Genomic DNA, 13,187 nt, shown 5'->3' on the forward strand with positions numbered 1-13,187 from the left:
TAAAAATACTATACCCTAAATAATTCGAGTTGCGTGAAGGCGGCAACCGCACGACAAATCGGTTCTAACCGATTTGAACAGCGCTAGCGCTGTCCCGAAGGGTGAGCTTCATTTATGAGGCTCATTAATCCCCAGGAGCTTACTCAGGCAAGTGACTGGGATGAGTAAGGACAAATTAATTTAACCAATTTGAACGCTGCTTGCGGCGGCCCCTCAGGGTGAGGCTCAGAGAGGAGCCGAGTATTGCCGACGGCACAGCATTCACATCGCATTAAAATGGCTGGAGATAACGAAAGCGGGAAATTCAGGCAAAAAAAAACCTACGCATCCGCGTAGGTTGGTGTAATCAAATGATTTCAATGTACAGAGCACATCGATATATCACCAATCAATACCTCTGGGACTTGTTACTCTAAGGATAGCGACCCACCTGCACCAGCGGTGAATCGAAAGAGTTATTCTATAAGTGCAACCAACTGTAAAATTCTAGCGAATCATGTAAGGCAAACGCCCTCTCACTCATCAACGCCACGATTTTCCCCTTGGCACCTTCAACGCCATTTACCAATCACAGGCCGTATTCATCGGGAAATAGAGTAAGATAATCAGATCTGCATGATACAGATGGCAAATTTAATAAAAACCCAACAACGGATGTGTAACGCACAATGAAGAACTACAAAATAGGGACTCGGTTATCTGGCGGCTTTGGTCTACTTGTTGCTCTTGCTCTGGTTATGTTGACCTGCGGCATTTATCAACTTAATCAATTGGCTAGCAATACACAACAGATGATGCAAGAGCCGCTCCGCAAAGAACGACTGGTATCGGACTGGCATGCCACACTCATCGCGGGTATCCAACGCGGTGTGGCGATTGCACGCAGCAATGACGACTCGCTGGTTGAGCTGTTTGCTGCCGAAAACACCCGTGCGACTCAAGAAAATAGCAATCTGCAGGCGCAATTTTCCAGCCTGATTTCCACTGCAGAAGAAAAAGCCCTATTCGACAGAGTCGGCGAATACCGTCAGGCCTACATCAAAAAACGCGATGAGATTATCGCGGAAAAAGGTGTGGGTAATTTCGATCGCGCCAGAACACTCTTCGACAACGAGTTCGTGCCCGCTTCCAATGGCTATCTGGCAAGCGTCGAAGCTCTGCGCGCTCACCAGCGCGCCAGCATCGACCAAATGGGACAAGACATTAACGCTGGCGCAAGCCGTGGCAATCTCATCCTTGCTATCACGGGCGTGCTGAGCGCCATCATCGGCGTCTTGATCGCCTGGGTACTCACCCGCAGTATTGTGCAGCCTCTGGCGCGTGCCGTCCGAGCAACGCAGGCCGTCGCAGCGGGCGATCTAACGCATAACGTGCAGCCTGAAGGACGTGATGAAGCAGCCCAGCTGTTGCACGCTCTGCAAGATATGACCGTGCGTCTGCGTTCTATCGTTGGTGAAGTTCGCCAAGGGTCTGAATCTATCGCAGGTGCTTCCTCACAGCTCGCCGCAGGCAATATCGACCTTTCCAGCCGCACGGAAGAGCAGGCCAGTGCGCTACAGGAAACCGCAGCATCGATTGAACAGTTAAGCTCGACGGTCAGGCAGAATGCCGATAACGCGCGTCAGGCCAACCAGTTAGCACAATCGACTACACAGCAAGCACAGTCGGGCGGGCAGTTAGTGACTGAAGTGGTGGAAACGATGGGGGCGATCGACGCGTCATCGAAAAAGATTGTCGATATCATCGGCGTCATCGACAGCATTGCGTTCCAGACCAACATTCTGGCACTGAATGCTGCAGTAGAAGCCGCGCGAGCGGGCGAGCAAGGTCGCGGTTTCGCCGTAGTCGCCGGTGAAGTACGCAGTCTGGCACAGCGCAGTGCCTCCGCTGCAAGAGAGATCAAGGAGTTGATCGATCGCTCTGTCCAAACCGTGGAAGCGGGCAACCGATTGGTGGTACAAGCCGGCGCGTCGATACAGGAGATCGTCAACGGCGTGCGTCAGGTCAGCGATTTAGTCGGGGAAATCAGCTCTGCCAGCAATGAACAGACGATGGGCATTGAGCAGGTGAACGTTGCGGTGAACCAGATGGAAGTGACGACCCAGCAGAATGCATCGCTGGTGAACGAGGCCTCGGCCGCGACGCAGTCTCTACAGCAGCAGGCCGCACAGTTGGCTGAAACGGTCAGCCAGTTTCGCTTAAGTAACAACCATCAGATTGCTCGTACGCCAACGGTGACCCCATCGTTCCCCCTTAAACCTGCTCTGGCAGCACCGAGTAAGCGTGGTGCCTCAACGGGTGACGGGGATTGGACATCGTTCTGATACCCGCGATACTTCTCCCCGTCTGCTGTCTCTTAGTCATGTTTCTATGCAAACTAAGAGGCAGCCGACAGCGACTGGTGATACAGCCGCACAGCTTTGTCTGGGTAGTCCAGCCCATCGCCGATATAACGCCAGCCGTGTTTTTCGTAATAGCCGCTAAACGTGGCGAACAAATAGAGATTGTCAAAACCCTGACGGCGGCAGAAATCCAGTACGTGCTGTTGCAGTGCGATGCCCAGCCCTTTGTCACGCTGGCTTTCTTCCACGTACAGCGATGCCAGCCAGGGCGTCAAATCCTGCCGGCTGATTAAATCGCAGCGCCAAAGCCCTACCGTCCCGACTAGACGCTCGCCCTCCAGCGCGATAAACGTCAGCGGTAACGCCGCCGGGTTCAGGCTATTACGCACCACGCTGGCAAAGAATTCACGGCTGTTCTGGCTGCCGAACGCCTGCCATATCCAGTCAATCACCTGCTCTTGATGCTGAGGATGATCCGCCAGATAAACAATCTTTGCCATGCATTTACCTACATACGCTGATAGCAATCAACACAAAGATACCTAATAAATTTACCTCATCCTACTTCAAGATGTATATACGGTGCAACGTGGCTCTTTTCCCTCCGTTGACGCTTTATGCGTATAACAAAGAATATAATTAATGAGAAATTATTTTCACGACAATCAATTTTAAAAACATATTTTCCCATGAATAATAACAAAAAAGAGACTAACATATTTTAATCAACCACTCTTTAATTGCAAAATAAAAAACAAACTAATAATTCAATAAAATAACAATAAGCAAAATAACATAATAAAGGAGGAGTAAACAAAAAAGAGTACCAAGAGTCCGCTACATCTAAAAAAAGCATTTAATCATCACTTATTATCTATCAGTGAGTTATTTTTATTGGAGATAGACTCATGGCATTACAAAGAACAATGGTGTACAAAGAACTGGTAAGTGAAAATTTTCAGATAGATGAAAATTCCATGGCTACCGAAGTAAGAAAACTATTAGTCGAAAAAAACTATATTGGTGGAAGCGATACCGATAAAGAGGCCTGGCGTTTCTTCATCTATAGCACGACTGATACTGATAATTATAGCGATTCTATACTCGCAAAAAATACCGAATCACTCGTTCCGATCAAAATGTTGCTCGGTCCAGGACAACAGTTGTACCTCACCAATATCAACAAAGGGCACCATCCCGACCTGATGGGCATTGGGGTAAATTGGTTCTTTGATCGAAATATGGGCTGCAAAATTTCTCTAAATAATGAAGACGAATCAGCAAAACAGAAAAATGCTGACAAATTTCAACCAATGATGATGAAGCATGTTCATCCCACCAGTCAGAATGTGGTTGGCATTTACGACAACGTTGTCGTATGTGAAAAAGGAAGCGTCATTAAGATCAATATCAGCTCATGGGGTGCCGCTGGGTTTGCCTACAGTATCAAACCAGATAAAGGCGATAACATTGTCGATACGCTCTATCTTGTACTCGGTGATTCCCCAGATTCAACGGCCCAGGTTTCCATGCGCCGATATCAATCAAAAGCCAATCAGATCGTTATTGACTCAACGAGTTCTATGAATATACCCAGCGGACAATCTGTTGATTATCAACGTATCAGTATAAAAACATGGCCCGTCACTTCATACAAAAAGAATGGAAAGACCTATTCAAGCCATTCACAACCGCCCAGCGTAACAATGCTAGAGGAAAGCAGCAGTTTGGTTAATTTTATGGCTAAGGCTAATGTTCAATTCAGCAATGTCTCAGACCGCCAGCTTGCGTCAGCAGAAATTCTTCCTGGTGACTCGTTAGAGCCAGGAACCGCGCGTCAAGGAGACCCATCAAGTCAACAATTTGGCACGATCTCCAATATAAGCGACAACCCTGGGGGGGCAATTGGCGAGGTCGTAATTTACTTCTTCGTATTCAAAAGCCATGACGACGCGGTAAAAGTCATCGATCAAATCAACGCCCCTAATCCAAAGGTCTGGAATTAATACCTGGAGCTTAAAATGACCAATAAATTGATCAAAGTACAACGTTCAGACGGTGATAGCCGCTCATTTAGCCTTGATACTGAAGACATGCTAAAAGAAACACGAGCGTCTCTGACGAACCCTCCCCATTCATTTATGGACGATCAAGACGCATTTATATTTAAAAACAGTGAAATAGATAGAAGTGCTGAAATATTAATTAAGCTTGAAAGCTTACTGGGTGATAGTGATATCTTGAATATTGGCACAGCCGGAGATATTGGCGGTGATGATGGCGTACAGCGTTACAATCGAATGAGTAAGGCCGATAAACTTGCTCTCTTCAAAAATATTCAAATTTATCGCGGCTTAACGGTTGATCAGAAAGGTTTTTCAAAGACGTTCAAGAATCTTTACCAACTGGCAGACACCTATATGCCAGAGGCAAATGATCCCTATGTGCTGACTGAACTCCAGCAATCATACACTTTTACTGAAGTAACACATACGATGGAGCGTAGTGGAGTACAATCTGGTTCGATATCGCTAACCACGCCTTGGGGCGGTGGCGAAACAAACTATAAATATGCGCAAGAGCATTCCGAATCAAGCAGCCAGACAAATACCTTTATGACCCAACGTTTCCTGTCCCGAAAAATTGATTTATCAATCGATGACAAGAAATTAATTGCTGACAAAAACTTTGTACTGGCAGTTCAGCAAGCAGTGAAAGGCCATGAGCGTTCTATTGATGGCTATGCAAATCTGGTCAACGTCCTGAATGAATTTGGTTGGTACATACCGATTAAATACACGCTGGGCGGAGTGCTCTATGCCACCAAAACGACAGCGGTGAGTAAACGTAGCGAAGCGGATAGTGATAGTTCAGAGTTTGGGGCAAGCTTCAAAATGGCTTTCGATGGTATCGGCGGAGGAGCTGCCTATAACAATGCCAGCGGACACAAATCGTCCAGTGGAAGTAGCCACAGTAGTGAAGATGTCACGATCCTGCAAATCGGCGGGCATGCTGGTACTCAAAACGACTTTGAAAAATGGAATGACTCGCTAAACGAAGCAATCACCTGGAATGTCGCGGCCTATACTTCCATGCTACCGAGTTTGATACTACTTGTTGGTATCGATAACCAAACATTGAGCAACTGTCATTCCCTGTTGGCAAAATACAACACCTATGCGACAGTGCTGACATTACAACCCTATATCAGCGTGAGTGATTATGAACGGGATCTCGCGAATCGATTAAACCCCTTTGCATAAGGCTGGAAGCAGTGCGGGATAGATTGCAAATAGCAAATGCCTGAATGTTACAGAAGTTAGATAATGAAGTATCTCAATGCCCCCTGCTGCTATGCTGGCAGGGGCTTTATCGAAGAATCACCGAATGACTGCAATGCTGGGAGCTAACCGAAGAGTTTGCCTCACGACGCGAAATGGCGATATCACAAAACTGACAAAAACCTGATTGAGAAACGAACATCAGGCGTTAAATCCAACAATATGCCTGTGGTAACATGTCGCATGATGTTCGTAACAGGGATGGATAGGCGCTTCAGCCCGTCATTATACTCAATTAAGGTGCAGCGATGAAAACCATGCTTGAGGTGGCAAGACGTGCAGGCGTGTCTAAAGCGACTGTCTCCCGAGTGCTAAACGGCACGGGTCAGGTCAAACAGACAACACGCGATGCGGTATTTCGGGCAATGGACGAGCTAGGTTACCGCCCTAATTTTCTGGCGCGTTCGCTGGCTCGTCGTACTTCAAACAGCATTGGCCTCGTTATTTCCAATTTTGACGGCCCCTACTTTGGCCGCCTGCTGCGCCGTGCTACGGATATCGCGGAAAGCCACGGTAAACACCTCATCGTGACCGATGGGCACGATACGCCGGAGGATGAGCAGCGTGCAGTGCAGCTTCTGTCTGACAGACAATGCGACGCCATTATCCTCTATACCCGCTATATGTCCGAAACGGACCTCATGACGCTGCTCGACACGCTGACCATTCCGATGATCGTGATGAATCGCGATCTACCGCAGGCGCGGGAACGCTGTATTTTCTTCCGTCAGCAGCAGGCCGCGTTTGACGTGGTGAATTACCTAATCGAACAGGGCCACCGAGAGATCGCCTGCATCACCGCCCCTATGCAAACGCCGACGGCACTGGCGCGGCTCGCAGGCTATCAGCAGGCATTAACCACCCATCAGATCGAGTTTGATCCACGCCGAGTGGCATATGGAACCAGCATGGTAGCCAGCGGCTATCAGGCTACACGCCAGTTGCTGAAAAGCGGTGTCAGCTTTAGCGCGCTGTTTGCCAGCAACGATCACATGGCGATTGGCGCAATGAAAGCGCTGTATGAAGCAGGGAAAAGATTACCGCAGGATGTCTCCGTCTTCGGCTTTGACGATGAACCCTGCGCAACCTACCTGCACCCTTCACTTTCCACCGTTTACATGCCGATTGAAGAGATGGCTGCCACCGCGATTACGCAAGTGCTGGATCTGCTTGCAGGCAAAGATGTCAAACCACTACAACCTTTTACTGGCGAACTTAAGCTACGCGAATCGGTACAGAAGGGTCCGTTCTATTCACGCAGCGCCAGTCATTCCCGCAATTCCCGCTGATATCGATCTGCTCCCCGAACAGGCCCGGCAACCTTGAAGCAAGGGGCGCAGCAGGAATACGTCCAGATAGCGTCGTGCTCCCGTAGTTTCGTTAAGACAGTTTACGTGACAGCAGGTAGGCCACCAGCATCACGGGTGGAATCACGGTCAATAATCCGATAGCACCAACCAGCCCAATACTTTCGCCTACATTGCCAAGTAACAAGGGCGCGAGTAAGAGCGCTAGCCCTACCGACTGAGTTGCTCCCGCCGCGATTTTTGACAGAAACTGCGGTGGTTGCTGCGTCGCAACCGATAATATCAGCGGGAAAAAATTCCCCAGACAGGCCCCTAAAATCGCCAGGCTCACCAACGCGACGGTGATATGAGGAACCCGCCACAGAATAACCAAACCGATTCCACCAACGATGATTACCCCGATCAGCAGCGTGTTGATTTCATAGCGCAGCAGCAGGCGGCTCACCGCAATCCGCCCGACAATCGTGCCGCCGAAGTAGGCAGACATCATCCCCACACTGGTCGCAACCGTTACGGATAACTGCTCTTCCAGAAACTGGGCGCCCCAAAAACCGATACCCCACTCTGCTGAAATGCCGAGGAAAATCATGCCGAACATCAGGAACGCTACCAACGGCAGACGGGGGGAACTATCCGCAGGATTGCCAGTTGAGGTGGCGATATTGACAGGCACCCGCGATAGATTTCCGGGCGCAATAAAGAGAAGAGGTAGCAGCGCGATGATGGGCACGAACATCGCGATCCGCCATCCCCAGCCTGACTCCACCGCAAGGCTGACAAAGACCGGTCCGGCAAAGACCCCAATGGCGGCAAAAATACATCCTTCCGTGATGGCAACCCCGCTGTTTTCACCATGATGACGAGCCAGTGATTCCTGAATGGCAATTTGCATGGCCCCCCCCGCCAGCCCTAACACCAGCGACATGCCCAGCGTTGCCGATGAAGGCATTGGCAGGGAAAAAACGGCAACCGCAATCGTCACCGCAAACGAGCTGGTGAGCAGGATACGCTTTGGCGATACCCTTTTTGAACAGTAGGTAACGATAAAGCCTGTCGCGAACATACCAATGGCGTAGAGGCTAAAGTGCAAGCCAATCACGATTCTGGACAGCTGTAATTCATCACGTAGGAAAGGGGTGATAGAGCCAGGTACGGCCTGATGAAAGCCGCACACCACCGACAACATATATAAATAGAACGTGTAATAGTCGCGTTTAAATTGTGGTTTACCCTGGCTCTGTTCCGTCATCTATTCATTTCCTTTAAGGGAGAATTACGGCTTACAAAGATTTTTAATAACCAAGTGCTGGAGCAAAATAATGGTTTTGGCATCAATAATCTGGCCGTCATCAATCATGCTGAGCGCATCTTTAATCGGGATTTCCATTACCTTGATATCTTCGCCCTCTTCAGCGATACCACCGCCTTCATTGATTCGCATCTCGTGCGTAAACGGCGCAATAAAGAAGTGTAGACGCTCGGTAACAGATCCGGGGCTCATGAATATTTCACCAATTTTGGTGACCTCATTGAGCTTATATCCTGTTTCCTCCTCCGCTTCTTTTCTGATGGCCTGTACTGGGTCGCGTTCATCCAACAGGCCAGCACACGCTTCGATCAGCTCATAATGATGACCCAGCAGAAAAGCGGGTAGGCGAAACTGACTGGTGAGAATGACCGTACGCGCATCCGGGTTGTAGAGCGCAATGGTAGCGCCGTGACCACGATCATAGGCTTCACGAACCAGACGCTGTTCCGTTCCGTTTGAGCGTGTGTAAGTGATGTCGTATTTGGTGAGCTTTCCCCAATCATTGGCTAATACCCAGCTGTCATTGATAACCGCTTTCGTGGCAGAGGGTGCATAAGTCGTATTTTTCATAGGTGATGACCGTTTGCAATGGATTCAAGCTGGGATAACCAGCGGGTTCGGTTTTCTACCGCGTTTTCGGCATCAATAACAAATAGCCGGCTATCCGGTTTTCCGAGAATAACTTTGTTATAGCTTGCGTAAAGGGCTGTTGCCTCTTCTGACCTGAGCCATTGAAGTGCCTGAGTGACCAGTGGACGGTGACAGGTCGTGGTAAAGCCCGCAAAAACTTCAGATTCAATACCTATCGCATCTTGCGGTTCAACGAGTTGCAGCGTGGGACATTCCCGTTGCCGGTTTGAGGCCGCTATTTTTACCGTCACGCCCGCCGCGATATGTCCTTCTCCGGTCAACCGGGCGGGTTCCCATGCGGAAGGCGGCCTAATGCGCGCATTGCGATAAATACCAGAGAGGATCGCCCAGCCTTCGGGTTCACCGTAAAATTGCAGAATCGTCGCCAGAGCCAGAAACCCAGCGCCCGATACGGCCGGGTTGGGAAATGCAATTTTCCCCAGAAGCGCAGGTTGGGCAAGATCGACCCAGGATGCGATATTCCCCCCCGTTTCGGAAAGGACAGCGGGATCGACGACGATCGCGGTTGAAAATCCGGTGATGCGCATATATCCATCGGCGTCAGCGCCCGGAGCAAATAGCACACCACTTAAATCGAGGGTTCGCGAGGCGGTATCCGCCCACCCCAGAATCATATCCACCTGAGGAGCATGCTGCTCCTGCGCCAGCCTTGCCGTCAGGGCGGCTGTAGACATTCTTTCAATGTGGATCGCCACATCAGGCATATGATGCGCAAGAGCACGCAGATAATCGGCAAGCTCATAGGGTTCAAAAGAGCTGTAGGCCTTGAGTGTGGCCTTTGAGCCGTCGCCCGTTGGAGCATGAATGAGAGTGGAGGTCATGTTAGTTCCTTTACCTCACGCGCTAAGCTTGCTGAGCATGAGCGTCAGCTTGTCGTCTTTGAAATCAGGGATCGCCGCTGATGCGCCATACTCCAGCAACGCCGCTTCATCCAGCGCGCCCGTCATACCAAAGGTAAATACCCCCGCCGCCGCCGCAGACTGAATCCCGGGACCGGAATCCTCAAACGCTAATGCGTTTTCACGCCCAACGCCCAGCAGTCGCATCGCTTCCGCGTAAGGATAAGGATCGGGTTTGCTACGCGGCAGCTCCGCGCCAATGAGCAGATGATCGACGGACTCCAGTAAATGTAGCCCCTTCAACATCATGATGGCGCTTTCACGTGGCGCGTTAGTCACCACGGCAATCCCAATGTTTCTGTCCTGCGCCCACTCGAAGAGTTCAGCCACGCCCGCCCGGCCTTCCAGCGGCCCCGTAAGCTGCTTCCTGAACAGCGCTTCTTTACGCTCTCCCAGTTCATACCGGCGCTCGGGCGGTAAATTGGGGAAAAGATCGCGTGTGATGTGATCCATCGGCGCGCCCATGATTTTTTCGTTGTAATAGTCGATCGTGACGGACTGACCAAAGTCGGCCAGGAGTTCATTAAACGCGGCCAGATGCAGCCGGTCTGTGTCGAGCAATGTTCCATCCAGATCAAACAACAATCCTGCGGTAGTTTTCATTCCAATCTCTCCCAGCGAAACAACGATTTCAGGACGACATATCGTCCCGGATAACACGGTCAAGTAACGGTGAAAAACGGCTAATGGCTTCGGGCGTGATCAGACTGAAATCCGTCATGATGGCACCATCTAACGCGTGTTGGCAGTGATCACGGCATAGCGATTCACGCTGCGCAAGTTTTGGCACGATGACGGATAACAGAGACTCGGCTTTCTTAATATTGTCGGCCATCTGCTCGCTGACCATGGCAGCATTCACCGCCTCATGGGAGGCATGCCAGCAATCGTAATCGGTCACCATCGCGACCATGTTGTAGCAAAGCTCCGCTTCGCGGCAGAGCTTTGGCTCTGGCATCGCGGTCATGCCAATAACCGTCCCCCCCATTTGGCGATGGAATGTGGATTCCGCTTTGGTTGAAAAGTGCGGTCCTTCCATCACGACATACAGCCCCTTTGCCAGATGTGGAATGGAGAGTTCATCCAGTGCGTCAACCAGCAGCGAATGGTTATCCGTGCAAACCGGCTTCCCAAAGGGAACATGCGCCACAACCCCTGAACCGAAAAAGGTATTCACGCGGCGATATGTCCGATCGATATATTGATCGATCGCGACAAACGCACCGGGAGGGGCTTCTTCGACCAGGCTGCCGACGGCGCTAAACGAGATCACCTGCGAAACCCCCAGCGCCTTGAGCGCGGCAATGTTAGCTCTGACGTTAATTTCCGAGGGCAGCAGCCTGTGGCCAATGCCATGACGATTAACGATCGCTACCGGAATCCCAGCTATCTCGCCTAGCGTGATGATGCCGGAAGGGTCGCCAAAAGAAGTCGTGACGTTGATGCGCTCAGGCGCCTCAATGATCGACAGGGAATCCATACCGCTGCCACAGATGATTCCAATACGGGGTGGCGTAGTCGTTCGTTGATCAGTCATTAATCGTTCCTCTTTCCCTGTTTAGTGGCGAAGCCGTATTGACGAGCCGGTGGTATAGCTCAGATAGCGCAGCAGGTTGCCCTCCTGAACCAAAGATCATTCCCTTCGCGATGTACTGCGTGTACCGCGGTTCATTGACTTTCAGCGCCCAGTCCACGGCGGGCATATATTGATAGCGAACGGTTGGATAAATGTGGTGTGCCAAATGATAGGCGTCGGACATCGGAAATATCAGGTATCGCTGAATCGCGCCGAACATACCGGAAAAATCCGTGGCGCGGCCATGTTCATAATCATGGGCAAGCCGATAGCGAGTTGGGGTATAGGGCGTGTGCCAGCGGTGTTTAGAGAGCAGAGACCACCACGAAAACAGCGGATAAATGGAGAAAACAGGAATCACCCACCCGACAATCAATGCCGCAACGCCGCCCACCCACAGATACAGCGCTACCACGCTTATCGTCACGATGGCGCGCAGCAGTGCGGTCTGCTTCGAGGTATTTTCTCGGAACACATCGCGGAAATTACCCTTGATGTTATTAGCCAGACCTTTAAGGCTGATCGGATAGAACAAGGCTTTAATGAACTGACCACGGCTGATGCCGGGCACCATGCCTGCGGCAATGACCCGCCGCAGATTCGGATCTTTACCTGGAACGTCCGCATTAGGATGATGCTCGATAACGTGCGTAATAAAGCGCGAATCCATATCCCTTTTCAGCGTCGGGAACTGGAAAAACGTGTTAGACAGAAACCACTGTAGCCTCTTCGAGGGGCACAGTGCCACGTGCAGGGCATTGTGGCCAAGCTCTTGTAGCGCCCTCATCCGCCCCGAGGTCACTACCACTAATAACGCACCAGACAGCACGTTATAGTCCGTCCAACGGAAGAACAGTACGGCGGCAAAAATCTCCAGCCAGCAGTAGATAAACGGCAGTGGCGCGAATACCGTATCGAATCGCTTGTAGTAGCTAATCTCATCTTTATTACCGGGACGCAGCTTGAACTTCGGCAGGATCCGCTCACCGTCGCGGTAATAAAGCTTGATCGCCAGCCGTAAAAACAGGCTCAAGGCAATCAGAATCCCCATCACCTCGAAAACACGATCTTGGCTTAGCATGTGAAACCCTCCATGTCATTGGCGAAATTAGCGAAAATAGGCCTGGTATACCGCTGACAGATCCCCGAACACAAACGGGTGGATAGCGCGTAACCGTTCGTGCGTCTGATGGCCGTGTGAAACAGAGGCCATCTGCCAGCCGCAGGCATGTGCAACATCGATATCATGGTCGGTATCACCAATCATCAGGGCACCGCTTCCCGGATTTCCAAGTACCGTATCCAGCGTCTGAGCAATTCCCTGTTTCCCTTTAGCCTGGGTGTTTGTCAGGCCAAACACATGATCGACAAGGTGGTCGATGCCTGCGCTGGCAAGATTATTCTGCAATGTGTCGTGCTGGCTGGCAGACAGGACAGAGATGCTCACGCCGGTACGCCGCAGCGCACTGATAATATCGACCGCCCCCTGATGGAGGGGGCACTGGTTGATTTCGCTATTGAAAATGCGCAGATACGCGTGGATCAAATCGTCGAATCGCCCGCTCTCGCAGTCGATCCCGACCGCCTGATAGAATGATTGGATCGGGAACCCAAAATGCTCGCGATATCGCTTTGCATCGAGAGGGGGCAACATTTGCAACTCCCTCACCGCGTTCAGCCCCTTCACCGCCAGCGCCAAATCATCGACCAGCGTGCCATTCCAGTCGAAAATAACGTGTTTAATCGCAGTGCTATCTTTCAT

At 50.8% G+C, this 13,187-nt stretch carries 12 protein-coding genes; 4 read left to right on the plus strand and 8 right to left on the minus strand.

Going from position 1 to position 13,187, the window contains the following annotated elements; translation table 11 throughout:
- Nucleotides 1–668: 668 nt before the first annotated feature.
- Nucleotides 669–2,324: an MCP four helix bundle domain-containing protein gene (locus JFY74_17460; GenBank protein ID QQG27838.1), complete on the plus strand. Its 1,656-nt coding sequence runs from the start codon at nucleotides 669–671 to the stop codon at nucleotides 2,322–2,324.
- 53 nt (nucleotides 2,325–2,377) lie between these two features.
- On the opposite strand, the gene JFY74_17465 is transcribed toward JFY74_17460, so the two are convergent.
- Nucleotides 2,378–2,842 (minus strand): GNAT family N-acetyltransferase, encoded by a 465-nt coding sequence (locus JFY74_17465; protein ID QQG27839.1) that lies wholly within the window; start codon nucleotides 2,840–2,842, stop codon nucleotides 2,378–2,380.
- 408 nt (nucleotides 2,843–3,250) lie between these two features.
- Here JFY74_17465 and JFY74_17470 point away from each other — a divergent pair, with 408 nt between their 5' ends.
- The 3 genes from JFY74_17470 to JFY74_17480 all read left to right on the plus strand — a co-directional run bounded on the left by JFY74_17470 (nucleotide 3,251) and on the right by JFY74_17480 (nucleotide 6,972).
- The gene (locus tag JFY74_17470) at nucleotides 3,251–4,348 is read left to right on the plus strand and encodes a hypothetical protein (protein ID QQG27840.1); all 1,098 of its coding nucleotides are present in this window, start codon (nucleotides 3,251–3,253) and stop codon (nucleotides 4,346–4,348) included.
- A gap of 15 nt (nucleotides 4,349–4,363) precedes the next feature.
- Complete coding sequence (locus tag JFY74_17475) at nucleotides 4,364–5,605, plus strand: hypothetical protein (GenBank protein QQG27841.1); 1,242 nt, start codon at nucleotides 4,364–4,366, stop codon at nucleotides 5,603–5,605.
- 326 nt (nucleotides 5,606–5,931) lie between these two features.
- A complete protein-coding gene (locus JFY74_17480) occupies nucleotides 5,932–6,972 on the plus strand; it encodes a LacI family DNA-binding transcriptional regulator (protein ID QQG27842.1) in 1,041 nt (346 codons plus the stop codon).
- A 91-nt stretch (nucleotides 6,973–7,063) separates the two neighbouring features.
- On the opposite strand, the gene JFY74_17485 is transcribed toward JFY74_17480, so the two are convergent.
- The 7 genes from JFY74_17485 to JFY74_17515 are packed head-to-tail and all read right to left on the minus strand — an operon-like array spanning nucleotide 7,064 to nucleotide 13,187.
- Nucleotides 7,064–8,239 carry an MFS transporter gene (locus tag JFY74_17485; protein ID QQG27843.1) on the minus strand — a complete coding sequence of 392 codons (1,176 nt, stop codon included), beginning with the start codon at nucleotides 8,237–8,239 and terminating at the stop codon, nucleotides 7,064–7,066.
- Nucleotides 8,240–8,263: 24 nt separating this feature from the next.
- Nucleotides 8,264–8,869, minus strand: a complete 606-nt coding sequence (locus tag JFY74_17490; GenBank protein QQG27844.1) for an NUDIX domain-containing protein — start codon at nucleotides 8,867–8,869, stop codon at nucleotides 8,264–8,266.
- Nucleotides 8,866–9,771, minus strand: a complete 906-nt coding sequence (locus JFY74_17495; GenBank protein ID QQG27845.1) for a substrate-binding domain-containing protein — start codon at nucleotides 9,769–9,771, stop codon at nucleotides 8,866–8,868. Before JFY74_17495 ends, JFY74_17490 begins: the two co-directional genes overlap by 4 nt.
- Nucleotides 9,772–9,786: 15 nt before the next feature.
- Nucleotides 9,787–10,452 carry an HAD-IA family hydrolase gene (locus JFY74_17500; protein ID QQG27846.1) on the minus strand — a complete coding sequence of 222 codons (666 nt, stop codon included), beginning with the start codon at nucleotides 10,450–10,452 and terminating at the stop codon, nucleotides 9,787–9,789.
- Nucleotides 10,453–10,480: 28 nt separating this feature from the next.
- Nucleotides 10,481–11,386, minus strand: a complete 906-nt coding sequence (mtnP, locus tag JFY74_17505; GenBank protein ID QQG27847.1) for an S-methyl-5'-thioadenosine phosphorylase — start codon at nucleotides 11,384–11,386, stop codon at nucleotides 10,481–10,483.
- The gene (locus tag JFY74_17510) at nucleotides 11,379–12,506 is read right to left on the minus strand and encodes a fatty acid desaturase (protein QQG27848.1); all 1,128 of its coding nucleotides are present in this window, start codon (nucleotides 12,504–12,506) and stop codon (nucleotides 11,379–11,381) included. The genes mtnP and JFY74_17510 overlap by 8 nt, the downstream gene beginning before the upstream one ends.
- 27 nt (nucleotides 12,507–12,533) lie before the next feature.
- Nucleotides 12,534–13,187, minus strand: coding sequence for an HAD family hydrolase (locus tag JFY74_17515; GenBank protein QQG27849.1), 654 nt, complete (start codon nucleotides 13,185–13,187; stop codon nucleotides 12,534–12,536).

The organism is Pectobacterium carotovorum (genome assembly GCA_016415585.1).
In the GTDB taxonomy this organism is placed as follows: domain Bacteria; phylum Pseudomonadota; class Gammaproteobacteria; order Enterobacterales; family Enterobacteriaceae; genus Pectobacterium; species Pectobacterium carotovorum_K.